Source organism: Kitasatospora sp. NPDC058032, assembly GCF_042885845.1.
GTDB lineage: Bacteria > Actinomycetota > Actinomycetes > Streptomycetales > Streptomycetaceae > Kitasatospora.
Window position 1 is genome coordinate 58,287 of the sequence record NZ_JBHVRK010000023.1, and the last position, 25,658, is coordinate 83,944.

A 25,658-nucleotide genomic window follows, 5' to 3' on the forward strand; every position below is an offset into this window, starting at 1 on the left:
CCCTTCGCGGTGCGGGCCTACTCCCGGTACTCGTCCTCGTCGAGCTGGACGACCCGGTTCTGCTCGGCGACGTCCGCGACGTCGGTGGCCGGGTCCGCGCCCAGCGACCGCCGCTCGGCCAGCTCGTCGTACTCGTCCTCGGCCGTCTGCTCGTCCGGCTCCGCGGCCTCGTCGGCCTCGTCCAGGTAGTCCTCGTGGTTCTGCGGCATGGCGTCCGTCCTCGTTCCTCGAAGGTTCCTCGGAGGCTTCCTCTGACCCGATGGCCACGGCCCGGTGGGGTACTGGCAGTATCCGTCGGCCGCCGCCCGGGCGCGAAGCGCCGACGGCGTGTCGGCGTGTTGCCTCCTTCCCGGATTGACCCGTCAAAACCGATCGGAAGTGCACCACAGCAGGGGTGCACTTACTTCCTAGGGTCATAGCCATGACGACGAACGCGAACGCTCCGCAGCACCCCGCCCGCCTCGACTACGCCCGTACCGTCCCCAAGGTCTTCCGCGCGGTGATCGCGCTGGACGCCGCCGCCCGCGAGGGCCTCGACCCGGCGCTCGTCGAGCTGGTGCAGATCCGCGCCTCCCAGCTCAACGGCTGCGCCTACTGCCTGGACATGCATGTCAAGGACGCCCGCAAGGCCGGCGAGAGCGACGAGCGGATCTACCTGCTGCCGGTCTGGCGGGAGGCGCCCGAGGGCGTCTACAGCGAGCGCGACCTCGCCGCCCTCGCGCTGGCGGAGCAGATCACCCACATCGGCGGCGGCGTCGACGACGAGGTGTACGGGCGGGCCGCCGAGCTGTTCCCGGAGCAGGAGCTGGCGCAGCTGATCTCGCTCTGCTTCACCATCAACACCTGGAACCGGATCAACGTCGCCACCCGCAAGACCCCCGGCACCCGCTGACCCCCGCGCCGCCCGCCGGGCAGAACGGGCCTCCCGGCCACCGGGGTACGATCGGAGCCGTACCAGCAGGGCTTACCCACACCTCCCGGTGGCCCCGAGGCCCTTACGAACGACGGGGAAATCATGTCCGGCTCGCACTACTTCACCGGTGCACCCGAGGTCGCCAGTGAGCGCCGACCGATCACGGTCACCCTGCCGGACCTCACCCTGGAGCTCACCACCGACGCGGGCGTCTTCTCCCGCACCCGGCTGGACCCGGGCACCCGGATCCTGCTGGAGCACGCGCCGGTGCCCCGGGCGCGCGGCCCGATCCTGGACGTCGGCTGCGGCTACGGCCCGATCGCGCTGACCTGGGCGACCCGCCGCAAGCGGCTCCCGGTCTGGGCGGTGGACGTCAACGGCCGCGCCCTGGAACTGGTCCGGCACAACGCCGAGTCGCTGGGGCTGGGCAACGTCCAGGCCGCGCTGCCCGAGGAGGTCCCCGCCGAACTGCGGTTCGCGGCGATCTACTCCAACCCGCCGATCCGGATCGGCAAGGCGGCGCTGCGCCGGCTGCTGGAGCAGTGGCTCGGCCGGCTGACCCCGGACGGCTCCGCCTTCCTGGTGGTGCAGAAGCACCTCGGCTCGGACTCGCTGCAGAAGTGGCTGAACGAGCAGGGCTGGCCGACCACCCGGCTGACCTCGGTCAACGGGTTCCGGATTCTGGAAGCGCGGCCCCGCCCGACGGCGGGCGAGGGCCCCGAGAGTGGACGAGGGACGACGTCGTGAAGCAGCTCCGCGGGACCGAATTGAAGCGGCTGCACCGCTCGTGGCGGCGTGGCAACGAGTTCCGGCTCGCGATGATCCTGGAGAACCTCCAGTCGCCCTTCAACGTCGGCTCGGTCGTCCGGACCGGTGCCGCGATGGGCGCGGAGAAGCTCTACCTGACCGGTGACACCCCGTCGGTGCGCTCGTCCGGCGCGCAGAAGGCCGCGATGGGCACCGACAAGTACCTGAAGGTGGAGCACTTCCCCACCGTCGCCGAGGCGATCGAGGCCGCCAAGGCCGACGGCTTCAAGGTGGTCGGCCTGGAGCTCGCGGACGACGCGGTGCCGATGTTCGCCGCCGAGCTGACCCCGGCGGTCGCCTTCGTGCTCGGCCACGAGGACCGCGGGGTGACGGCGGACGCGCTCGCCCTCTGCGACCAGGTGGTCTACGTGCCGCAGCTGGGCCGGGTCGGCTCGCTGAACGTCTCCGCCGCCGCCACGGTGGCCTGCTACGAGGCGCGCCGCCAGGGGTACGCGATCACCGGCACCCCGGACGGCTCCGACGCCGGCGGCCCCGACGAGGACTGAGCCCGGCAACGGCCGAGCCCGACGACCGGGCCCGGCAACGGCTGAACCGCGTCCCGGGCGGGGACCGATCCGTCCCCGCCCGGGACCGGGTCACACCTCGACCAGCACCTTGCCCCGGTTGACGTCGCGGTCCAGGTAGAGGCTCCGGTAGGCCTGCGGGATCGCGTCGAACCCCTTGTGCACGGTCTGGTGGTAGCGGATCTCCCCGCTGCCGACCAGCCCGCCCAGCTCCTGGTGCATCTGCGCCAGCAGCGGCTCGGTGAACCACTCCTGGGCGAAGATCCCGCGGATCGTGGTGCGCGGGAACATGATGTACGGCAGCAGCCGCGGCCCGGTCAGCTCGCCGTTCACCGTGGTCGCCCACTGCCAGCAGACCGCCACCCGGCTGTCCACGTTCAGCATGGTGAACACCGCGTCGGTGACGGCCCCGCCCAGGTTGTCGAAGTACCGGTCGACGCCGTCCGGCGCGGCGATCAGCAGCGCCTGCCGGACCTTCTCCGCGTCGTCGCCCTGCGCGTAGCGCACCACCTCGTCGAAGCCCAGATCGCGCAGGTACTCGGCCTTGCCCGGCGAGCCGGTGGTGCCGACCACCCGGCCGGCGCCGGCCCGCTTCGCCAACTGGCCCACCAGGGTGCCGACCGAGCCGGACGCCCCGCTGATCACCACGGTGTCGCCGGGACGGACCTCCAGGAAGCGGGTGAGCGTGCCCCAGGCGGTCATCCCGGGCGCGCCCATGATGCCCAGCGCGGTGGACAGCGGCAGCCGCTCGTCGTACCAGGACGGGTCCAGCCGGCGGTAGGCCGGGAAGACCATCGGGAAGGTGCCGGTCGTCCACAGCTCCTCGGCGCCGTTGTGGACGACGTGGGTGCGCCAGCCGCCGAAGCCCTGCACCAGGTCGCCGACCGCGAACGCCGCCTCCGGTCCGGCCTCGATCACCTCCATGATCGAGTCGGCGCCCATGTGGTGGCCGACCGGCGTCTCCAGCGCCAGGCCGTTCTGGTACGGGTCCACCGAGACGTACCTGGTCCGGAACAGCATCTCGTCCGGCCGCAGGTCGATCGTGACGTCCTCGACGACCTTCTCGTAGATCCGGTTGACGTCGGGCACGCCGTCCAGGTGCTCCCGGACCACCCACTTCTCGATCCTCATGCCAGGGCTCCCGTCTGCACGTTCTCGTTGTCCTCGCTGCCTTCGCCCCGCGCCGCCTCGCCGGCACCCACCGGCGCCGTCCGTCTGGCCGGCTCGGCGGGCCGCCCCACCGGGATGACCAGGTGCGTCGGCAGCGGGGCGCTCCGGTCGATCTCGGCGGTGAACTCCAGCCCGTCGTCCCGGCAGACGAACTGCATGACGTGCCGCCCGGCGGCGGCCGCCCGGATCAGCCCGCCGATGGTCGCCCAGACCCCGGAGAGGTAGAAGTTCGACAGCCCGGGCAGCACCGGGCCGCTCCGCTTGATCTCCTCCTCCACCGTCTCGGCGCCCTCCACGAAGGGGTTCCAGCCGGGGAAGGTGCCGTCGTAGACGCCGGTGTAGCGGACCTGGGTGAGCGGGGTGGACACGTCGGCGACGGCCACCGCGTCCTTGAAGCCGGGGAAGCGCTCGTCCAGGAAGGAGACGATGCCGTTGCGGACCCGCCGCTTGGCCGCCACGTACTCCCGGCCGTGCTTGACCGGCAGGGTGTGCAGTTCCTCGCCGCGCCGGACCCGCGAGGACCGCTCCGGGCCCTCCGACAGCGCCCGCCAGGGGGCGATGTCGGAGAAGTACGTCGCGAACACCACGGTGGAGTCGGACGGCGCCAGCTCCGGGTAGTGCCGGGTGCGGAACTGGACGTTCATCGAGGGGCAGCGGATCCCGGTCAGCGCGGCCGCCTCCCGCTCGCCCAGCAGGTAGGTGGTGCACGGGTCACCCGCCGGGAAGGGCTTGCGCAGCCCCAGGAAGAGCGCCACGTAGCCCGGCGACAGCTGGCCCGGCTCGTCGATCAGCGAGGTGTAGAGCCGGCGGTAGGTGTCGTTGAGGTACCGGCCCTTGAGCAGCTTCATCACCGTGGTGTGGCCGTCGGCGGCGGACACCACGATGTCGGCCCGGAACTCCCGGCCGTCGCTGAGCCGCACGCCCACCGCGCGGTCCTCCTCGACCAGGATCTCCTCGACCTTGGCGTTGTAGGTGATCTCCCCGCCGAGCCCGCGGTAGCGGTCCTCGATCGACCGGGCCAGCGCGAGCGAACCGCCCTCCGGCACCCCGGCCGCGTGGTTGGCGTGCGAGGCGAGCTGGAAGTAGAACGGCAGCACCGGGAAGGCCGGGTGCTTCTCGTAGAGGATGAAGTTGAACGCCTCGCGCAGCAGCGGGTCGCTGAACCGCTGCGAGAAGTCCGTCATCAGCACCGCGATCGACTTGCGGATGGTGTTGAAGTACGGCGTGAAGGAGGCCAGCATCCGCCAGCGCTCCAGTCGGCCCATCAGCCCGACCGGCTTGAGGAACGGGTAGGCCGCGAGCGCCCTGCGGAAGGTCCGGATCCCCGCGCAGAACTCCCGGATCGGCGCCGCGTCGACCGGCGAGAGGCCCAGCAGGTGCGCCTCCAGCCGGTCCGGGTCGGAGTAGAAGTAGACCGCCCGGCCGTCCCGGCCCCGGACGATGTTGAAGACGTCGAAGTGCCGCATCTCCTTGCCCTGGAGCGCGCCCAGTTCGAGCCAGATCTGGTACATCTCGTTGCCCGGGCCGTTGCCGAGCAGCCAGCTGATGCACCAGTCGAAGGTGAAGTCGCTGCGGTCCCAGCCGGTGCAGGACCCGCCGGGGATCTCGTGCATCTCGAAGATCCTGGTGCGGTAGCCGTTCATCCGGGCGTAGCACCCGGTGGACAGGCCGCCGAGACCGCCGCCGACGATGATCATCGACTCCCGCCGGCGTGCGGTGTCTGTCTGCCGTGCCATTACTGGCCTTCCTCGTCGTCCTTGCCTTGTCCGGCCGAGCCTTGTCCGGCCGTGCTTTGCCGTGCCCTGCTTTGCCGTGGCGTCAGTGGGGGCGGGCGTTCACCAGGCGACCGGGAGCGCCTGCAGACCGTTCACCATCGCGTCCTCCTTCCAGCGCAGCTCGCGCTCGGGCACGGCCAGCCGCAGCCCCGGCAACCGGGTCAGCACCTGCTCGATCGCCACCTGGAGCTCCAGCCGGGCGAGGTGCGCGCCGATGCAGTAGTGCACGCCGTGGCCGAAGCCGATGTGCGGGTTGGCCGGCCGGTCCAGCACCAGCCGCTCCGGCTCCTCGAACACCTCCGGGTCCCGGTTGGCGGCGGCGGTCGCGATCATCACCGCCTCGCCGGACCGGATCACCACCCCGCCCAGCTCGACGTCCTCGGTGGCGTACCGGGGCAGACTGAAGCCGGTGAGCAGCGGCACGTAGCGCATCAGCTCCTCGACGGCCTTCGGGATCAGCCCGGGGTGCTCCCGCAGCCTCGCCGACTCCTCCGGGTTCACCAGCAGCTGGTGGAAGAAGTTGCCGATCTGGTTGGTGGTGGAGACGAAGCCGGCGATCAGCAGGTCGCAGGCGATGGAGAGCAGCTCCTCCTCGCTGATCAGCCGCTGCTCGCGGCAGGCCCGGACCAGCGTGGTGAGCAGGTCGTCGCCGGGCTCGCGGCCGCGCAGCTCCAGCACCCCGGCCATGTAGTCGATGAACGCCTGCCCGTCGACGGCCAGCACCTCGCCCGGGGTGACGGCGGAGAGCACCGTCTCCGCCCACCGCCAGAGCATCCGGTGGTCCTCGGCCGGGATGCCGAGCACCTCGCAGATGATGGTGGTCGGCATCGGGATCGCGAAGTCCTCGACCAGCTCGGCGGGCTGGCCCTTGGCGAGGATGCCGTCGAGCAGCTCGTCGGCCAGCTCCCGGGCCCGCACGCGCAGCCCCTCGACCCGGCGGGCGCTGAACTCCTTGGCCACCAGCGAGCGCAGCCGGGTGTGCTCGGGCGGCTCGGTGGAGAACAGGCCGGCGCCGGTGCGGGCCACCGGGCGCATCCGCGGCTGGTCCTCGCCCATCGCGGCGGCCAGGCTGAACCGCGGGTCGCCGAGCACCGCCCGGACGTCCTCGTACCGGGTGGCCAGCCAGGCGCCGTCGCCGTACGGCATCCGGATCCTGACCAGCGGCTGATCGCGCAACTCGGCGTAGCGGGGGTCGAGTTCGAGGCCGTTCGGCTCGAAGGGGTAGCTCAGCGGCGGGTGCTGGCGGAGCATGGGCGGATCCGTCTCTCGTGCGGGGGCGGGAAGACTCGGGGCTCGGCCCCGGACCGTCTCAGGACGCATGGGGGGCGGCTCCGGTGAGGATCGACCGGGCGAGCCCGGCGTTGTGGGCGATGAAGTCGCGGTCGAGCATCTCGGCGTGGGTGCCGAAGCCCTTGAAGACCGCCGTCCGGGTGGCCGAGCTGCCGTGCCAGGCGCCGTGCTGCCCGGCCTCGTACAGCGCCACCTTCTCGTCGTCGGAGATCACGCTGAGCGCGGCGGTGACCACCCCGAGGTTGGGCGTGCGGCTGCAGAACCGCAGGTAGTCCCGGGCCTGTTCGCGGGTCTCCTGGGCGACCGCGGCGGAGCCGGTGTGCCGCTGGAGGTGCTCGGCCAGCTCCCGCTCGAAGGCCTGGAGGTGCTCGTCACCGAGGTCGAAGGACTCCGGGATCCGGTGCGAGTCCATGATCACCACATTGGGCACCGCCCGGCCGCGCCGCTCCAGCTCCTTGGCCACCTCGAAGGCGAGGTTGCCGCCGAGCGAGTAGCCGAGCAGGGCGCACGGGCCCTCCGGCTGGAGCACCTCGACGAGGTCCGCGTAGCGGTCGACCTTGTCGTCCCCCGACACGTAGTTGAAGGCGACCGTCCGGTACTCCGGCAGGTGCGCCGCGAACTGCCGGTACACCAGCCCGTGGCCGCCGGCCGGCGGGAAGCAGAACAGCGTCTGCTGCTGGTCCTGGTTGAACCAGAGGTACGGCTGGGCGCCCTCGATCCGGCCGGTGATGATGTGCTCGACGGTCTTGGCCATCCCGTGCAGGGTGGTGACCTTGAAGAGCTGGCTGACCGGGATGCTGATGTTGAACTCGGCCTGCAGGCCGTGGATCAGCTCGATCAGCTTGATCGAGGAGCCGCCCGACTCGAAGAAGTCGTGCTGGAGGCCGGGCTCCTCGACTCCCAGCAGCGCCCGCCAGTGCTCGGCCATCCGGACCTCGTAGAGGGTGACCGGCGGCTCGGCGGCCTCCGCGGCGTCGGTGCGGGGCTCGGGCAGCGCGGCCGTGTCCACCTTGCCGTTGGCGGTGAGCGGCAGCGCGGGCAGTTCGACGAAGTGCGTCGGGATCATGAAGGTCGGCAGGTAGCCGGCCAGGTGGCGGCGCAGCTCCCGGTGGTCGAAGGTCCGTCCGGGGGCGGGCACGCAGTAGGCGCAGAGCACGTGCTCGCCGTCGCGGTCCGGCCGGACGGTGACCACCGCCCGCTCCAGCTCGGGCCAGTCGGCGAGCTGGGTCTCGATCTCGCCCAGCTCGATCCGGTGGCCGCGGACCTTGATCTGCGAGTCGGCCCGGCCGAGCAGGTGCACCCCGCCCTCGGCGTCCCAGCGGGCGAGGTCCCCGGTGCGGTAGAGCCGCAGGGGCTCGCCGCCGTCGGCGCCGCCGAGCGGCAGGGTGGCGAACCGGCCGGCGGTCTGCTCCTCGTCGCCGAGGTAGCCGAGCGCGACGCCGGAGCCGCCGATCCACAGCTCCCCGGTGACGCCGGGCGGCACCGGGCGGCCCTGCGCGTCGAGCAGGTAGAAGGCGCTGTTGGGGAACGGCCGCCCGATCGGGACCATCCGGCTGGGCTCCAGGCCGTCCGCCGGGCCCTCGAAGTAGGCGCTGTCGATGGTGGCCTCGGTCAGGCCGTAGGAGTTGACCAGCCGCGTCCGGGGCCCGCACAGGGCGCCCAGCCGCTGGTACTCCTCGACCTTCCAGACGTCCGAGCCGACCACCAGCAGCCGCATGAACGCCAGGTCCTGCCCGGTGCGTTCGCAGTGGTCCAGGACGGTGCGGACCACCGCCGGGACGAACTCGGCGGCGTCCACCCGCTCGGTGCGCATCACCTCGTACAGCCGGGCGGTGTTGAACAGCAGCTCCCGGCCGATCAGCACCAGGGCGCCGCCGGAGCAGAGCGCGCGGACCACGTCCCCGGTGAAGACGTCGAAGGCCGGGCCGGCCATCTGGAGGTGGACCCGGGCGTCGGTGTCCAGCCGGTACTCGGCCTCCCAGGCCCGGTAGGCCGAGGCGAGGTTGCCGTGGGAGACCCGCACCGCCTTGGGCCGGCCGGTGGAGCCGGAGGTGTAGATGACGTACGCCGGGTCGTCGTGGCTCACCACCGCGTCGGTGAACCCGTCGTCGTCCGCGTCGAGTTCGGCGGTGGTGACCAGTCGGGCGGGCAGCGCGCCGAGCCGCTGGGCGTCGTCGCCGACCAGCAGCGCGGCGCCCGCGTGCTCCACCATGTACGCCAGCCGGTCCACCGGGTGGCCCGGGTCCAGCGGCAGGTAGGCGGCGCCGGTGCGGAGCACCGCGAGCAGGGTGGTGATCAGCTCCGGCGACTTGGGCAGGCAGATCGCCACCACGCCGCCCGGCCCGGCGCCCAGCGCGCGCAGCCGGGCGGCGGCCCGCCGGGAGCGCTCGGCCAGCTCGCCGTAGGACAGCCGGGCGGTCGGGCCGAACTCGGCCGGCGCGGCCACCGCGGGCGCCGCCGGGTCCGCCGCCGCCGCGCGCAGCACCAGCTGGTGCACCGGCTCACCGAACGGGACCTGCCGGTCGGCACCGCTCCACCGGCGGAGCACCACCGCGCGCTCCTCGGTGCCGAGCAGTTCGAGACCGGTGGCGGCGCGCTGCGGACCGGCCGTGGTCAGCGCGTCCAGCAGATTGACGTAGTGGCCGGCCATCCGGGCCATCGTCGCGGACAGGAAGAGGTCGGTGTTGTACTTGAAGACGCAGTGGAAGCGGTGCTCGGCCTCGTCCTCGTAGGCGGACAGGGTGATGTCGAACTGCCCCTCCTCCTCCGGGAGTTCGATGTACTCCAGGTGGTAGCCGTACTTCTCGGTGGCCACCTTGTGGTGGAGCAGGATGAACATCGCCTGGAAGACCGCCGAGCGGCTCGGGTCGTGCTGCAGCCCGAGCTTCTCCACCAGCAGCACGAACGGGTACTCCTGGTGGTCGAGCCCGCCCAGCACGGTGGTCCGCACCCGGTCCAGCAGCTCGGCGACGGTCGGGGCGCCGGCCAGCGAGACGTGCAGCGGCAGCGGGTTGACGAAGTAGCCGTAGACGCCGGCGAACTCCTCGTCGGTGCGGCCGGTCACCGGGCTTCCGACGATGATGTCGTCCTGGCCGGCGTAGGCATGCAGCAGCAGGTAGTAGGCGCTGAGCAGCACCATGAAGACGGTCACGCCGTGCTCCCGGGCCAGCGCGTGTACCCGGGCGCTGAGCTCCTCGTCCAGGACGAAGAACTCGGAGGCGCCGTTGTGGGTCTGCACCGCCGGGCGCGGCCGGTCGGTGGGCAGGTTGAGGATCGGCACCTCGGCAGGCAGGTGCGAGCGCCAGTACTCCAGCATCTTCGGCGCCTCGCGGCCGGCCAGGAAGGCGTTCTGCCGGTTGAGGAAGTCCAGGTAGCGGGCGGCCACCGGGGGCAGTTCGGGCACCCGGCCGCGGCGCAGCCCCTCGTAGACGGCAAGCAGTTCCTCGATGAAGGTGAAGGTGGAGATCGCGTCCGAGATGATGTGATGGACGGCCTTCATGATCACCCAGCGGGCCGGTCCGCGCCGGAACAGCCGGAACCGCACCAGCGGGTCCCGCTCCAGGTCGTACGGCTTGCGGTACTCGCGGACGATCATCGCGTGGATGTCGTCCCAGGCCAGGCCCTCGACGTCGAAGACCCCGAAGTCCGGCTCCACCGCGGCGGAGATCCGCTGCACGGCCCGGCCGGCGTCCAGCACGAAGTTGGCCCGCAGGCTCGGGTGGCGCTCGACCATGGCCCGGAAGGCCAGCGCCATCAGCTCGGGCTCCAGCTCCACCCGGACCTCGACGGCGCCGCCGATGTTGTAGGCGAAGCCGTCCGGGTTGAGCTGCTTGAGGAACCAGAGCGCCTTCTGGTTCTGGGTCAGCGGGTAGGCCGACTCGTCCTCGTGGCGCTCGGCCACGACCGCGCCCGCGCCGTCCGGATCCTCGTCCAGCAGCTCGGCCAGCGACTCGTGCAGCCGGGCGACCAGCTCGGCCACCGGGGTGTTGCCGAGCAGCGCCACCACCGGGAGGGTGGCGCCGAGTTCGCTGCCCAGGCGGGCCCGCAGCTCCATCGCGAGCAGCGAGTCCAGGCCGAGGCCGCCGAGGCCCGCGGCGGGGTCGATCTGCTCGACCGGCACCCGCAGCACGGTCGCGGCCAGCGCGGTGAACCGCTCGGTGAGCAGCACCCGCCGCTCCTCCTCGCCGGCCGCCCGCAGGGCGTCCAGCAGGCCGGTCTGCCCGGCCGCCGGCGCGGTCTCCCGGGCCGCGGCGGCGAGTTCGGCGACCAGCGGCGGCGGGGCCGGGTACCAGGAGAGGAACACCGGCCAGTCGACGACGGTGGCGACCAGCAGCTGGGCGCGGTCCTGGCCGAGCACCCGCTCCAGCACGGCCATCCCGGTCTCCGGGGCGAGCGAGCTCATGCCCCGGCTGTACCGGTAGTGGTCGATGAGACCGAGCTCCTCGATCATGCCGGTGGCCCACGGACCCCAGTCGAGGCTGAGCGCGGGCAGGCCGAGGGCGCGGCGGTGGTGTGCCAGGGCGTCCAGGAAGGCGTTGCCGGCGGCGTAGTTGGTCTGTCCGGCGGTGGTCAGCAGCGAGGCGATCGAGGCGAACAGGACGAAGTGGTCCAGCGGCTCGCCGGCCAGCTGCCGGTGCAGGGCGAAGGCGCCGAGCACCTTGGGGCCGTAGACGGTCTCGAAGGTCTCCCGGTCCAGCTCGCCGACCAGGGTGTCCCTGACCTGCCCGGCGAGGTGGAAGACGCCCCGGATCGGCGGGCGGTCCAGCCGTCGGTACTCGGCCAGCCAGGCGGCCAGCGCCGCCTCGTCGGTGACGTCCAGCGGTGCCGGGACCGGCTCGGCCCCGAGCGCCTCCAGCTCGCGCAGGAACGCCGCGCGCTCCCCGGCCGGGCTCGCCGGATCGAGCGCGCGCCACTGCTCGCGCGGCGGCAACGGGCTGCGGCCGACCAGGATCAGCCGCCGTGCCCCGCGCTTCACCAGGGTGCGGCAGAGCAGCCGCCCGAGCGCCCCGAAGGCCCCGGTCACCAGGTACGCGGCGTCCGGCCGCAGCCGCGGCGCGAGCGGCCGGCTCAGCCCCTCGGCCGTCCGCAGCCGGCTGGTCAGCCGGCGCCCACCGCGCAGCGCGATCTCGTCCTCGTCAGCGAGCGCGAACTCCCGCAGCAGCGCCTCGGCCTCGACGGCGGCCTCGGCCTCGACAGTGGCCCCGGTCTCCGCGGACGGGCCGAGGTCGACCAGCTTGCCCTGGTGGGACGGGAGTTCCTGGTGGCGCAGCACCCGGGTGATGCCCCAGGCCGGGGCGGCGAGCGGTTCCACGAGCTCGCCGGGGCCGGTGCACTGGGCGGAGCGGGTGACCACGTGCAACCGGCTGTCGGGGAGTTCGGCGGCCAGCAGCGCGGCGAGGGTGATCAGGCTGTAGGCGCCCTCGGCGGTGTGGCCGGCGACGACGGCATGGTCGGCCCCCGCCAGCCCGGGCCGGTCGAGGTTCCACAGGTGGACCACGGCGGCCGGGTCGGGGGCTCCGGCGGCCCGGCGGTCGGCCAGCAGCCGGGCGAGGTCCTCGGCGGAACCTGGGTCGACGGTGGCCGGGCGGTCGCCCTCGGCGGGCCGGTAGCCGCCGCCGGGGCGGACCCGCAGACAGCTGCCGCCGCGGGCGGCGATCCGCTCGGCCAGCGCGTCGGCGACCCCGCCGCGGTCGGCGAACAGCAGCCAGTGGTCGGGGTGTTCGGCGAGCAGGTCGGTGGTGTCCTCGGCGGCCGGCAGCTCCGACCAGGACGGTTCGGCGAGCCAGCCGTCGATGGTGCCCAGGCCGACGGCGGTGGCCGCCCGCTCGACGTCGGCGGCCCGGAAGCCGGTGATCCCGCCGAGCGGCGCACCGTTCTCGTCGTGCACCGCGAGGTCGCCGACGAGCTCGCCGCCGACGTCCCGGGTGACGGTGGCGTGCACCCACAGCGGGCGCTCGCCGACCGCGTCCAGCCGGACCTCCGCGATCGCCACCGGCAGCCGGATGCCGGTGGACTCGGTTCGGCCGTCCAGCAGTTGGGGCGTCAGCAGGGTCTGGAAGAACGCGTCCATCACCACCGGGTGCACCTGGTGCCGCTCGCCCTGCCCGGCGACCGGCGCCGTCGGGCGGATCCGGGCCAGCGCCTCGCCGGGCCCGATCCAGACCTCCTCGATGCCCTGGAAGGCGGGACCGTAGTGGTAGCCCAGCGCGGCGAGTTCGGTGTAGCAGTCGGGCCCGGCGAGCCGGCGCAGGGCCCGCCCGCGCACCGCCTCGACGTCCAGCGGCCGGGCGGGCCGGCGGCGCTGGGCGGGGCGGACGGTGCCGACCGTGTGCACGGTGCGCTCGGCGCCCTCGCCGGTGGCGACGGTGAACGAGCCGTGCTCGGCGCTGAGGGTGAGCCGGACGGCACGGCTCTCCTCGTCCGGCAGGAACAGCGCCTTGCGCAGTTCGATGTCGGCCAGCGCGGCGTCCGTGCCGCCGGTGAGCGCGCGGACCGCCTGGACGGCCATCTCCAGGTAGCCGGCGGCCGGGAACAGCACGTCGCCCTGGATCCGGTGGTCCTCCAGGTAGGGCAGGGCCTCGGCGTCCAGCCGGGCCTCCCAGGCCGGTTCGGCACCGGGCAGCCGACGGCCGAGCAGTGGGTGGTCGACCTGCCCGCGCCGGACCTGCTCGACCGGCTTCGGCTCCACCCAGTGGCGGTCGCGCCGGAACGGGTAGCGCGGCAGCGGGACGATCCGGCCGGCGGGCTGGAGCGCCGACCAGTCGAGCGCCACCCCGAGGTTGTGCAGCGCGGCCAGCGAGGCGGTGAAGACGGCCCGCTCGTCCTCCTGGCGGCGGATCGAGGGCAGGGTCCGCACCTCGGGCCGGTCCGCCGTGCCCGGGTGGGCCTCGACGGTCTCCTGGATCGAGCGGCCGAGCACCGGGTGCGGGCCGATCTCCAGAAACAGGCTGTAGCCGTCGTCGGCCAGCCGCTCCACGGCCTGCCGGAAGCGGACGCTGTCGCGGACGTTGTGCCACCAGTACCCGGCGTCGAGCTCGGTGCCGTGCGCGGTGCCCTCACGGCCGGTGAGGTAGAGCGGGACCTGCGCCGGGCGGGCCTTGAGGTCGGCCAGCGACTCCAGCAGCTCGTCCTTGATCAGCTCCATCCGGGCGCTGTGGTACGGGACTTCGACGGTCAGCGGCCGGGCGAAGACCTGCTCGGCGGTGAGCGCCGCGGCGAGCTCGGCCAGCGCCGCCTCGTCGCCGGCGAGGGTGAGCGAGCCGGGGCTGTTGACGGCCGCGACCGAGACGGCGTCCCCGTACGGGCGGAGCCGGCGCAGCGCCTCGGCCTCGGTGAGCGCGACGGCGAGCATGCCGCCGGTGCCGGCGAGCTTCTGCTGGAGGCGGCTGCGGTGGACCACCACCTTGACCGCGTCGGCCAGGTCGTAGACGCCGGCCTCGTGGAAGGCGGCGACCTCGCCGGTGGAGTGGCCGACGATCGCGTCCGGCCGCACGCCCCGGCTGCGCCAGAGCGCGGCGAGGCCGATCTGGACGGCGAAGTTGGCCGGCTGGGCGAGCCAGGTCTCGGCCATCCGGGAGACCGGCTCGTCGGCGGCGAGTTCGTCGATCAGCGACCAGCCGGTGAGGTCGGCGAGGTGCGCGGCGCACTGCTCGACGGCCTCCCGGTAGACGGGTTCGGCGGCGAACAGCTGGCGGCCCATCGCCCACCACTGCGGGCCCATCCCGGTGAAGACCCAGGCCAGCCGGCGGTGCCGGGCCTCGCGGCGGTGGTCGGCCAGCACCCGGGGGTGCGGCTCGCCGCGCAGGTGGGCGGTGAGCGCCTCGTCCAGGGAGGTCCGGGCGGTGTGCTCGCGGGCGTCGTAGACGATCGAGAGCCGGGCGTCGTGGTGCTGGCGGCGGTGGGCGAGGGTGTGGCCGAGGTCGGCCGGGCGGGCCGGGCTGCCGCCGCGGACGCCGGCCAGTTCGGCCCGGACGCCGGCGGCCAGTTCGGGCAGCGCGGCAGCCTCCCGGGCGGTGAGCGGCAGCACCGTCCAGGCGGGGACGTCGGCGGGCTGCGCGGCGCCGATGTCGCTGCCGGCGTGGGGGCCGGCGTCGGCGGAGGGCACGGGCTCCGGCGCGGCCTCCAGCAGGACGTGCGCATTGGTGCCGCCGAAGCCGAAGGAGTTGACCCCGGCCCGGGCCGGTCCCTCGTGGGCCGGCCACGGGGTCGGCTCGGTGGGGATCCGGTAGGGCAGGGTGTCCGGGTCGATCGCCGGGTTGAGCCGTTCCAGGTTGATGTGCGGCGGGATGGTCCGGTGCTTCAGGGCGAGCGCGGACTTGATCAGCCCGGCCAGTCCGGAGGCGGACTCGGTGTGCCCGATGTTGGTCTTGACCGAGCCGACGTAGCAGGCGTCACCGGGGCGCCGGCCGACGGCGAGCGCCCGGGCCAGTGCGTTCGCCTCGATCGGGTCGCCGACCGGGGTGGAGGTGCCGTGCGCCTCGACGTACTGGAGGCCGCCGGGGGTGATCCCGGCCTCGGCGCAGACCCGCTCGATCAGGGCGACCTGGGCGTCCGGGTTGGGCACCGTGATGCCGTTGGTCCGGCCGTCCTGGTTGACGCCGCTGCCGATGACCACGGCGTGCACCGGGTCGCCGTCGCGCAGGGCGTCGGAGAGCCGCTTGAGCGCCACCACGGCGACGCCCTCGGCCCGGACGTAGCCGTCGGCGGCGGCGTCGAAGGTGCGCGAGCGGCCCTGCGGGGAGAGGAAGCCGCCCTTGGTCTCGGCGATGGTGTACTGCGGGGCGATGTGCAGCAGGGTGCCGCCCGCCAGCGCCAGGTCGGTCTCGCCGCGCTGCAGGCTTTGTGCGGCGAGGTGGACGGCGACCAGCGAGGAGGAACAGGCGGTGTCGATGGAGACGCTGGGACCCCGGAAGTCGAAGCAGTGCGAGATCCGGTTCGACACCATCGTCATCATGGTGCCGGTGGCGGTGTGCGCGGCGAGCGTGTCGAAGGAGAGGTCGGAGAACTGGACGATCTTGTAGTCCAGCGTGAACGCGCCGACGTAGACGCCGACCTCGCGGCCGGCCAGCTCGGCCGGCTTCTGCCCGCCGTCCTCCAGCGCCTCCCAGGCCACCTCCAGCAGCTTCCGCTGCTGCGGGTCCATGTGGTCGGCCTCGCGGCCGCTGATGCCGAAGAACGCCGGGTCGAACTCGTCGAAGCCGTCGATGTAGCCGCCCCGGCCGCCGACCAGCCGGCCGGGCTTGGCCTTGTCGCGGCTGCCGAGGGTGGCCACGTCGTAGCGGCTGCGCGGGGTGGGGGTGATGCAGTCCTTGCCGTCGACCAGGTTCTGCCAGAACGCCCGGTGGTCGCAGGCCCCGCCGGGCAGGCGGAGGCCGATCCCGATGATCGCGATCTTCTCCCGCCCGGCGGCGGACGGGCCGGCGGGTGCGGGGCGTTCGGAGAGTTCCGGGGAGGTGACGAAGCGGGAATCCGTCATGCGAGTCGAGTCCTTGGGTCGCTGCGTTCGCGCGTGCGGGCGGGGTGCGGGAGCGCCGCGCGCGCCGGGGGACACGGGCCGTGCGCCGGTTCCGGGCAGGCCGGACGTCGGGTCGGCCGAAGGGGACGAGCCGGTGGTGAGGAGGGTCGGTCGATGCCAGAGCGTCAGGTGCGGGAGCGTCGGGTACGGACCGCTTCGAGTGCGGGCGGGTCGGACGCGGGAGGGGCAGGGATGAACGGGTCGGACGCGCGAGGGCGAGGTGCGGGAGGGTCAGGTCGAGCCGGTCGGGGAGCCCTCGGCCCGGGCTGGTCGGCGCCAGGCCTGGAGGTGGCTGGCCACCACCCGGCCCGTGGCGGGGAAACCGCCCGGATCGGCCAGCCCCACCGCGGCCGGACGGCGCCCCGGCCGCCAGGTGAAGCTGCCGAAGGCGTGGTCCCACACCGAGAGGTCGGAGCCGTAGTGGCCGGCCTCCGACAGGTCGGTGCTGTGGTGCAGCCGGTGCTGCTCGGGCCCGGCCAGCACATGGTTGAGCGGGCCGAGCCGGACGTCGATGTTGGCGTGCACGAAGTAGCCCTGGGCCACGACGAACAGGCCCACCACGAACACCGCCGGCTCCGAGAACCCGGCCAGGGCCAGCGAGAACTGGACACAGCCCTGGGTGAGCAGGACGTCCAGCAGGTGGTTGACCCCGTTGTTGCCGACGTTCACCTTGTCGGGCACGTGGTGCACCCCGTGCAGCCGCCAGAGCCTCGGGTTGGTGTGGCACCAGCGGTGGACCAGGTAGTTGGCCAGCGAGCCGAGCAGCAGCGCGCCCGGGATCTCCGCCCAGAGCGGCAGCACCCCGTGGACCGGCGCCGCCCAGCCGACGAGGGCGGAAACGGGCACCTGGGACAGGGCCCCACCGATCATCGTCAGCACGAAGTACACGCCGTACCACCCCCACTCACGCGCGTTCGGAACCCAGTCCGGTTCGTACGGAATCAGCCGTTCGAGCAGCGCCATGTACCCGATCGTCCCGAGCAGGAAGAGCTGATTCGCCCGGCCGAGATCCCAGCGCAGCCGCAGGGTGGCGGCCGATATCACGACCAGTCCGACCAGCAGGAACGGGTAGGCGCCATGACGCACAGCGGTTCGAAGCTGCTCCCCCATGACATCCCCCTTCGCGGCCGACAGTCGAACGATCACCGAAAGTGTTCGTTCAGATACTAATGGCGCCTGGAACCCGTGGCGAGGCATTTTCGAGGGGAATCATGGAATTCTCGATTTGTCTGATGATCTACAGACAAACAATATGTCAGGATGCCTAGAAATTGAGCCACCTACGGAATACGGCAGGTTATTTGATGAAGGAATCATCATTCCGGAGCTCTGCCGACGGCTACTGGGACCCGCTGCCCACGGCCCGGCGGCTGCTCGCCGAGCAGCCGTTCCTGGACCAGTTCGAAGGCCTCTGGCGGGAACGCAACTGGCGGAACGTCCCCGGGCCGTTCTACGGCGCCCGTACGGACACCTTGGAGATGGGCCGGCAGGACGCGCCCTTCCACATCGTCTACGACGACGACGGCCGGGAGTTCGTCTACCGCCAGCCGACCGACCCGGCACAGGTCCGCGACCTCCTGTACGGCTGCGTCATCGGCCACGGCGGCCACGCGATGGACGGCGACGACCACTGGACCGTCCCGGGCGTCCGCGAGTGGTGGCACGACCGCAGCCGGGTCCGGCAGTGGGCCGCCACCACCTCCGACGGGCTCGCGCGGCTCGGCGGCCGCTACCGGGAGCACCACCGGGACGCCGCGCAGGGTCTGCGCGACTACATCGCCCATCTCGACGGCGGCCTGGACGACTACCTGCGCGCCTACCTCTTCTGGCTCGCCGAGCGCCGCCCGCCCCGCCCGGGCGAGGCCCGGCCCGACCTGGTACTGCCCCACCGCCGTGCTCCCGTACCGCCCGCCACTCCGGCGGTTCCGGCCGTTCCGGCCGGCGGCGCTCCGCTGCTCGCGGGCTACTTCGTGACGGCCCCCGAACCGCTGACCGGCCTGGACGTCCCGCACGAGCGGCTGACCACGGCCTGCGACTGCCTGCTCGACCGGCTGCCGGTGGACGGCTGCTGGTTCGACACCCCGCAGGAGGCCCTGGACGCCTGCGCGACGATCCAGCTGCCCGCCGGAGCCCGGCTGTTCGCGCTGCTGGTGCCCCCCGAGCACGCCGACGGCCTCGTCCGCGCCATCCGCGCGTCCGCGGTGTACGAGCCGGTGCTGCTCGCCCACCTGGACCGCCCGGCCGGCGCCGGCCCCGCCCCCGAAGTGGCCTCCGGCGGACGCCGGATCGGCTGGGAGGTACTCGGCCACGAGGACGGCATCCTCCACAGCTGGCTCTGCAACGACCTCTACCAGGACGCCGTGCGCGACCTCGGGGTGACCACCGACGAGCGCGGGCTCCTCCCGTCCCGCGAGCCCGCCGACCGCCTCGCCGCCTGGGCCAACGCCCGCGACGACACCAAGCCGGTCACCTGGTTCCCGGCCGCCCTCGTCGAGTGGGACACCCCGATCGAGAGCCGCTTCGTACCGATCGTCCCCGCGCCGCCCGTCCCCACCCCCATCCGCTGGTGGGAGCGCTTCCTCGAGCTGTGAACCCCGAGACCGGTGAACCCCCGGACCCGTGCACCCCGAGCCCTGTGCCCCGAGCCCTGTGCCCCGACCGGGTCGGCCTCACCCGCCGGGTCGGCCCAGGGTGTGGCGCAGCCGGTGCGGGACGGAGGTGAAGGAGCCCCGGAGGGCCACGGCGGCGGCGTGCCGGGGCCGGCCGGAACATTGGCGACGGCCCAGCCCGGCGGGCGGCGGGCCGGATCGGCGGTGCCCAGGTAGCCGGCGGCGGGCGACCGGCCGAAAACCTGCCGCGGGCGGCCCGGGGCGGGAGCCGGACCACCCCCGTCCACGCCCGCGCACCCGCGCCCCGCGCACGCCCGTCACCGGCCGACGCGCGCCTCGCGGAACGGACCCGGGTCGCCGACCGGCTCGGCGACGGCCTCCTCGACGCCCTGCCCGCCGAGCTTCTCCAGGACCGTCTCCAGCAGTTCGGTGTCGCAGTAGATGTGCAGCTCGGTGATCCTGCCCCACTTGATCCGGACCACGTGCACCCCCTGGTTGGAGTAGTGGTTGCCCTCCCGGTCGGTGAGGTGGTCGACCCACTCGGCGAAGGCCACGGTGTCCCAGGGCCAGCCCTTGGCGACCACCTTCTTGAGCTCGAAGCGCAGGTCGGGCATGACCTCGGCCAGCCGGTCGTACCACCGCTGGATCTGCTCGGCGCTGTGCCGCCCGCCGGACAGCGCGTGCCGTCCGGAGAACCAGTGCTCCGCGTCGGGGGTGAACTGCCGCACGATGGCCCCGTAGTCGCCGCGGTCGACCGCGGCGAAGGAGTTGCGGAGGTTGCGCCGGACGATGGCGTGATACACGTTTCCACCTCGGGTCTCAGTGTGACGGTCGCGCGTGGTGACGGTTCGTCAACACCCTACGACTTCTCGACGACCAGCGGCGGCGCCCCACCCTCGCGCAGCCCGAAGCGCTCGTGGAGCCAACGCAGCGGGGCGGGCGCCCACCAGTTCCAGCGGCCGAGCAGCCGCATCAGCGAGGGCACCAGCAGGGCCCGGACGATGGTGGCGTCCAGCAGCACGCCCAGCGCGGTGCCCAGGCCCAACTCCTTGATGAACACGATCCGCGAGGTGGCCAGCGCGCCCAGCGCCACGCAGAACAGCACGGCGGCGGCCGTCACCACCCGCCCGGTGCGGCCGAGTCCCTGGGCGACCGACTCGGTCTCGTCGGCCCCGGCGTCGCGCGCCTCCTTGATCCGGGCGAGCAGGAAGACGCCGTAGTCGGTGGAGAGCCCGAACACCATCGCGAACAGCAGCACCGGCTGGGTGGCGTCCAGCGCGTTCTGCGCGTCGGCACCGAACAGCCCGGCGCCATGGCCCCATTGGAAGACGAGGACCAGGATGCCGAAGGTCGCGGCGAGGGTGAGCAGGTTCATCAGCACGGCCTTGAGCGGCAGCACCAGCGAGCCGGTCATCAGCAGCAGCACCAGCACGCTGGTGAGGAGGACGATCAGCGCGGCGGCCGGGAGCCGGCCGGTGAGGCTGTCCTTGAGGTCGACGTAGCCGGCGGTCTGCCCGCCGACCAGGACCTCGTCCGGCCCGGGGAGCGCGCGCACATCCTTGACCAGGGCCTGGCTCCGCCCGCTGAGGCCGGGCTCCTCGGGGGTGACCTGGAGCAGCCAGGTGCCACCGTCCAGCTGCGCGGCCGGGGCGACCGAGGCGGCGCCGGGCAGGGCGGCGATGCCGGCGCGCAGCGCGTCCACCCGCTGCCGCGCGACGTCCCCATCCCCGGCCCCGCCCTCGCCCTCGCCCCCGGCCCCGGCCCCAGCGGTGGCGACGACGACCTGCACGGACTCCAACGGATCGGCGGGGAAGTCGGCGCGCAGGGTGTCGTCGACCACCCGGCTGCTCGCGCCGGCCGGCAGCGAGGCGGGACCGACCGTGGTGAAGGCGACCTTCAGGAACGGCAGGCCGAGCACCACCAGCAGCGCGCTCGCGCCGATCGCTACCAGCGGGGCGCCCCGCATCACGCCGCGGGCCAGCGCGAACCAGCCGCCGTCGGTGTTCTCCGGAGCCTCCAGCGAACGGCGCAGGCGGGCCGGGGCGAGGGCGTCGATGTGCCGGCCGAGCAGCCGCAGCATCGTGGGCAGCACCAGCAGCGCCACCAGCAGCGCGGACGCCGACACCAGCAGGCCGCCGACCGCCATCGAGTAGAGGAAGCGCTGGCGGAAGACGAACAGCGAGGCCATCGCGGCGCTCACGGTCAGCGAACTGAACAGGATGGTGCGGCCCGCGGTGCGCAGGGTGGCCTCGACCGCCCGGCCGACGTCCGGGTCGGCCGCCAGCTCGCTCCGGAAGCGGGAGACGATCAGCAGGCTGTAGTCGATGGCGAGGCCGAGGCCGAGCGCGGTCACCAGGTTGAGCGAGAAGATCGACACCGGGGCGACCAGCCGGTCGACCAGCCGCAGGCCGAGCAGGGTGAGGACGACGTTCAGTCCGCCGATGACCAGGGGCAGCGCGGAGGCCACCAGGCTGCGGAAGATCCACAGCGAGAGCACGAACAGCACCGGGAAGGCCAGGAGTTCGGCCCGCTCCAGGTCGTTCTGGACGGTGCTGACAACCTGGTTGCCGACCACCTCGCTGCCGCCCAGCCGGACACTCGGGTCGCCGTCCAGCGCGGCGGACAGCCGGTCGACGGTGTCCTGGTAGTGGTCCCCGGCGCCGTCCTTGAGCCGGCCGACCACGATCGTCCGGGTGCCGTCCCGGGAGACCAGTGCCCGGTCCTGCGCCTGGTAGTACGTCAGGACATCGGCGAAGACCGGGTCGCCGGACATCAGGTCGGCGACCTTCGCGACCTCGTCACGGGTGCGCAGGTCGTCCACCGGGGCGCCGGTGTCGACGAGGGCGATGATGCCGCCGTCGCTCCGGATGCCGGTGGCCGCACCGATCCGCTCCTCGGCCCGGGCGCTGCCCGATCCCGGGGTGACGAAGTCCGGGTTGCCGCCGGTCAGCGAGGTGACGACGGGGGCGCCGAAGAAGGCCGCCGCCGCGGCCACCGCGACGGCGCCCAGCAGCATCAGCCGGGCGTGCCGGTTCGCCAGCCGTGCGATCAGGTCCATCATGCGTGGCTCCTCGGCCGGGTCGCCGCCGGCGGGTCGGCCTTCTCTGCGGGGACCCCGCCGCGCTCGGTGGCCGGCGGGTCGGCGTTCATCCGGCGGACGAGCCTGCGCAGCAGCGCCCGGTAGGAGAAGTGTTCGACCTGGAGCCAGTGCCGCTCGGAGTCGTAGTACCGGAGGCCGCCGTTCAACTGCGCCGCCGCCATCGGCGTGGCCTTGGCCCGCCTGAACCGGGCGGCCCGCTGCGGGTCGGTCCGCAGCAGGTGCAGATAGCGGGCCATGAGCTGCGACTGGTAATCCATGATCGGCCAATTGCCGGTGGAGGTCTGGAAATATCCGATGACGAAAAGGTTGTCGTATTCTGGATGGAAGGCGCCGAGGTGCAATTGCGGGGTGCGCCCGTTCCAGTTCAGGTGCTTGCGGTCGATGAAGGGGAATTCGGCCATCCGGTATCCGGTGGCGTAGACGATGACGTCGTACGCCTCCTCGCTTCCGTCGGTGAACTTCACCCGATCGCCCAGGAGTTCGGCGATGTCGGGCTTGGCGACGAGGTCGCCGTGGCCCAGTTGGTAGAGCAGCGTCGAGTTGATGACGAAATGCTCCTCGAGCAACTTGTGGGACGGCTTGGGAAGCCCGTACCGCTCCGGCTGTCCGGCGCTGTTGAGCCGCAGCAGGAGACTACCGAAGAAGCGCACCACGGGCCGGGGCATCCGCCACTTCAGTACGCCCTCGTACAGTACGTCCGTCGGCATGCCGAACAGGTATTTCGGCCAGTAGTAGCAGCCGCGGCGGATGCTCAGCGCGGTCGACGCGGCGTTCTGCGAGGACTCCACGGCGATGTCGCAGCCCGACGTCCCGCCGCCGACCACCAGCACCCGCTTGCCGCGCAGCGGCTCCGGGTCGCGGTACTCGCAGGAGTGGAACGCCTCGCCGTCGAACTTCCCGGGGTAATCCGGGTACCGGGGGCTCCAGTTGTGGCCGTTGGCGATCACCACCCCGGCGTACCGGCGCACTTCGCCCCCGTCGAGGGTGACGAGCCAGTCGGGCGAGCCGTCCCGGCGCTCGATCCATTCCACCGTTCGGCTGAACTCGACGCGTTCGTGGACGCCGAAGTGCTCGGCGTAGGAACGCAGATAGGCGTGCGCGTGCTCGCGGCCGAGGTAGGTCGGGTAGTGCGCCGGGATCGGGAAGTCGTCGTACTGGATGTAGGGCTTGGAGGTGATGAGGTGGACCGAGTCGTAGGCGGCGCTGTGGGTGTTGCCGCCGTACCAGGTGCCGCCGACGTCGTCCGCGCGCTCGATCACGTCGAACTCGAACCCGAACTCCCGCAGGTTCTTTCCGGCGGCCAAGCCACCCGCCCCGGCGCCCACGACGCAGTAGGCGTCGGAGCGGTCGACGATCGTGGTCAACGGTCCCCCTGGTGGTGTCCCCCGTGCCTCGGGCACGGTGAGTGGTCGGCGTCAGCGGTAGCGCAGGCCCGCCACCCGGAGTACGGGCGGGCGCGGCCGGAGATCCTCGGTGACGCCCCGGCCGGTCCGGTCGTGGCCGGTCCGGTCGTGCCCGGTCCAGTCCCGGCCGTCCGGGCTGCCGGTCAGCAGGACGGCGGCGCCGACGGCCGACCGCTCGGCGCGCAGCCGCTCCACGGTGAGCCGTCGCGCGTCCGCACCCGCCCCGCCCTGGACGAGCCAGCCGGCCCGCAGCACGTTCTCCACCTGGTTGAGCGGGAGCGCCGCGCCCGGGGCCGGCGAGGCGAGCAGCAGATCGGCCGTCCGGCCCGGCTCCGCCCGGGCGTACGGGCGGCCGGTGGCCCCGTCCCGCCGCCAGGCGGCCAGCCGGAAGGCCTGCCCGGTCCAGCCGAGCGCACCGCCGCGCGGGAACGGGAGCACCTCCTCGGCGCCGCTCGCACCCGGCGGCGCCGACAGGTCCCCTTCGACGGCCGACTCGCCTTCCCGGTACACCAGTTCGGCGGAGGCGAGCCGTCGGCCGTCCCGCTCCAGCGTCACCGCGACCCGCCAGCCGCCGTCCTCGGACCGGCCGCCCTCGGCATGCCGCACCAGCTCGGCCCTCGGCCGCCCGGGGCCCACTCCCAGCAGCGGCAACTCCACCTCCAGGCCGCGCAGTTCGACCAGTCGCAGCCCGTCGCCCCGCTCCGGCAGCACCCAGTCGCCGGCCGCCCGCAGGTACTCCAGGCAGAGCGAGACCGGCAGCGCCGGCTCGCCGGCCACCCGGAAGTCGTCGCAGCAGGGCAGCTCCCCGGCCCGCAGCACATGCGCCGTGGTGAGCGACCCGTGCGGCCGGAAGCGCACCGGCTCGCCCAGGAAGTGCCGGGCGGCGGCCAGCCGTTCGATGCCCGGCAGCCCGGTGTCCTGCCGGTAGCCGCGCAGGACGGACGGCAGCATCGCCGGGCCGACGTCGCCGATGAACGTCGACTCACCGGTGCCGCCGGAGAACAGCTCGCGCTTCCAGTGGTACAGGCCCTCGCGGACGTCCACCGCCGACATGTAGCGCAGGGTGGCCTCGTAGTTGGTGACCATGCCGAGGCGTTCCCAGGTCGGCCAGCAGACCGTGGAGACCGGCGTGCGGCGCGCCCGGCCGGGCTGCTCGCCGTCCTGCGAGGCCCACAGCCCGAGCCGGCTGAGCGCCTCGTTGGCGGCGCCGTAGTCGAGTTGGCCGACCATGCCGCCCCAGCGGCCGGTCAGCGAGCCGACGCTGCAGAAGAACACCGACGGCGGCCGGCCCTCGACCGCCCGCAGCAGGTTGAGGAAGCCCCCGACCTTGACCCGGACGACCAGTGAGACGATCTGCCCGGTCTTGCCCGGCAGCCGGACCGGGACGTCCACGCCCGCGTTGTGCACGACACCCGCCAGCCGGTCGCCGGCCTCGTCGACCAGCCGGGCGGCCTGCTCCGGGTCGGTGATGTCGCACCGCACGTAGTCGATCCGCAGGCCGTCCGCGCGGGCCGAGGCGAGGTTCGTCCACAGCTCGCGCCGCCGGGCCAGCTCCTCCAGTTCGGCGCGGACCCGCGGCACCCGGCGCCCGGCCACCGCCTCGCGCAGCCGCTCGTCCCGGTACCGCCGGAACTCCCGGTCGTCCAGCGCCAGCGCCGGGGTGGCCCCGGCGTCGGGCGGCGCGCCTCGGCCGCTCACCACGACCCGGGCGCCGAAGTCCTCGGCGAGCGAGCGGGCGAGGGCGAAGCCGATGCCGCGCCCGCCGCCGGACATCACCACGGTGTCGCTGGGCCGCAGCGCGCGCACCGCTGGGCCGGGCCGCTCGTGGCGGGCCCGCAGGCTGTAGCGCCGCCCGTCGCGGTGGCCGATCTCGAACGCGCCCCAGCGGTAGAGCTCCCGGCTCACCAGGTCGCCGACCTGCTCCGCCGCGTGCTCGGCGGTGAGGTCGAGGATCCGGATGTTGCAGTTGGGCACCTCCCGGGGCAGGCCCTTGGCGAGCCCCGCCCACAGGCCGCCGAGCGGCTGCTCGACCCGGTCCGGGCCGAAGCCCATCCGGCCGCCCAGCCGGGTGACCGGCAGGTAGAACAGCCGCTCGGCGTCGGTCTCGGCCACCCAGTCCGCGCAGCAGGCCCGGAGCAGCGCGAAGGTCTGCCGCAGCGGCCCCTCCCAGGCGTCCGTCCCACCCCCGTCGAAGGGCTCCTCCAGATTGAGGTCGACGATGCCGTCGATCCGCCCGGCCGCGGTGTGCAGCGCCTCGGCGGCCTCGGTGAAGCCGTCCCGCTGCCCCTCCGCGGGCAGGGCGAGCCGGTGCACGGCCGCCCCGGCGGCGGTCAGCGCCGTGCCGACCGCGGCGGCGGTGGCCTCCCGGCCGCCGACCACCGCGATCGAGCGTCCGCGCAGCCCGGGGGCGGCGCCCGGCGGGAGCGCGGCGGTCTCCACCGGCTCCCACACATGGCGCCGCACCGGGCGCACCGATCCGTCCTGGGGGTACTCCACCACCGGCGCGGCCAGGGCCCGCGCCGGGGCGGCCGGTTCCTCGATCGTCATCGGGCG

At 73.3% G+C, this 25,658-nt stretch carries 14 protein-coding genes; 4 read left to right on the plus strand and 10 right to left on the minus strand.

What is annotated here, in order from left to right:
• Positions 1-17: 17 nt before the first annotated feature.
• Positions 18-209, minus strand: coding sequence for a hypothetical protein (locus tag ACFVUH_RS29420; protein ID WP_355360053.1), 192 nt, complete (start codon positions 207-209; stop codon positions 18-20).
• 212 nt (positions 210-421) lie between these two features.
• Between ACFVUH_RS29420 and ACFVUH_RS29425 the strand changes: the two genes are divergently transcribed.
• The 3 genes from ACFVUH_RS29425 (at position 422) to ACFVUH_RS29435 (ending at position 2,226) form a co-directional block, all read left to right on the plus strand.
• Entirely contained in the window at positions 422-892 is a 471-nt protein-coding gene (locus ACFVUH_RS29425) for a carboxymuconolactone decarboxylase family protein (protein ID WP_387916337.1), read from the plus strand.
• Positions 893-1,015: 123 nt separating this feature from the next.
• Complete coding sequence (locus tag ACFVUH_RS29430) at positions 1,016-1,660, plus strand: methyltransferase (protein WP_355360058.1); 645 nt, start codon at positions 1,016-1,018, stop codon at positions 1,658-1,660.
• Positions 1,657-2,226 carry a TrmH family RNA methyltransferase gene (locus tag ACFVUH_RS29435; RefSeq protein ID WP_355360061.1) on the plus strand — a complete coding sequence of 190 codons (570 nt, stop codon included), beginning with the start codon at positions 1,657-1,659 and terminating at the stop codon, positions 2,224-2,226. Before ACFVUH_RS29430 ends, ACFVUH_RS29435 begins: the two co-directional genes overlap by 4 nt.
• A 90-nt stretch (positions 2,227-2,316) precedes the next feature.
• Here the strand turns inward: ACFVUH_RS29435 and ACFVUH_RS29440 are convergent, their stop codons facing one another.
• From ACFVUH_RS29440 to ACFVUH_RS29460, 5 genes are all read right to left on the minus strand, one after another.
• The gene (locus tag ACFVUH_RS29440) at positions 2,317-3,375 is read right to left on the minus strand and encodes an MDR family NADP-dependent oxidoreductase (protein ID WP_387916339.1); all 1,059 of its coding nucleotides are present in this window, start codon (positions 3,373-3,375) and stop codon (positions 2,317-2,319) included.
• The gene (locus tag ACFVUH_RS29445) at positions 3,372-5,150 is read right to left on the minus strand and encodes a phytoene desaturase family protein (protein WP_387916340.1); all 1,779 of its coding nucleotides are present in this window, start codon (positions 5,148-5,150) and stop codon (positions 3,372-3,374) included. The genes ACFVUH_RS29440 and ACFVUH_RS29445 overlap by 4 nt, the downstream gene beginning before the upstream one ends.
• A gap of 99 nt (positions 5,151-5,249) precedes the next feature.
• A complete protein-coding gene (locus tag ACFVUH_RS29450) occupies positions 5,250-6,440 on the minus strand; it encodes a cytochrome P450 (RefSeq protein WP_355360070.1) in 1,191 nt (396 codons plus the stop codon).
• A gap of 58 nt (positions 6,441-6,498) precedes the next feature.
• The gene (locus ACFVUH_RS29455; RefSeq protein WP_387916342.1) at positions 6,499-15,954 is read right to left on the minus strand and encodes an amino acid adenylation domain-containing protein; all 9,456 of its coding nucleotides are present in this window, start codon (positions 15,952-15,954) and stop codon (positions 6,499-6,501) included.
• A gap of 270 nt (positions 15,955-16,224) precedes the next feature.
• Positions 16,225-17,103 (minus strand): sterol desaturase family protein, encoded by an 879-nt coding sequence (locus tag ACFVUH_RS29460; RefSeq protein ID WP_387916344.1) that lies wholly within the window; start codon positions 17,101-17,103, stop codon positions 16,225-16,227.
• Positions 17,104-17,297: 194 nt separating this feature from the next.
• Here ACFVUH_RS29460 and ACFVUH_RS29465 point away from each other — a divergent pair, with 194 nt between their 5' ends.
• The gene (locus tag ACFVUH_RS29465) at positions 17,298-18,584 is read left to right on the plus strand and encodes a hypothetical protein (RefSeq protein ID WP_387916345.1); all 1,287 of its coding nucleotides are present in this window, start codon (positions 17,298-17,300) and stop codon (positions 18,582-18,584) included.
• A gap of 335 nt (positions 18,585-18,919) precedes the next feature.
• Here the strand turns inward: ACFVUH_RS29465 and ACFVUH_RS29470 are convergent, their stop codons facing one another.
• From ACFVUH_RS29470 to ACFVUH_RS29485, 4 genes are read right to left on the minus strand one after another with little or no spacing between them, the layout of a single operon-like run.
• Entirely contained in the window at positions 18,920-19,405 is a 486-nt protein-coding gene (locus ACFVUH_RS29470) for a nuclear transport factor 2 family protein (RefSeq protein WP_355360082.1), read from the minus strand.
• Positions 19,406-19,461: 56 nt separating this feature from the next.
• Entirely contained in the window at positions 19,462-21,663 is a 2,202-nt protein-coding gene (locus ACFVUH_RS29475; protein WP_387916347.1) for an MMPL family transporter, read from the minus strand.
• Positions 21,660-23,066 carry a flavin-containing monooxygenase gene (locus tag ACFVUH_RS29480; protein WP_387916349.1) on the minus strand — a complete coding sequence of 469 codons (1,407 nt, stop codon included), beginning with the start codon at positions 23,064-23,066 and terminating at the stop codon, positions 21,660-21,662. The genes ACFVUH_RS29475 and ACFVUH_RS29480 overlap by 4 nt, the downstream gene beginning before the upstream one ends.
• A 51-nt stretch (positions 23,067-23,117) precedes the next feature.
• Positions 23,118-25,652, minus strand: coding sequence for a KR domain-containing protein (locus tag ACFVUH_RS29485; RefSeq protein WP_387916351.1), 2,535 nt, complete (start codon positions 25,650-25,652; stop codon positions 23,118-23,120).
• Positions 25,653-25,658 lie beyond the last annotated feature (6 nt).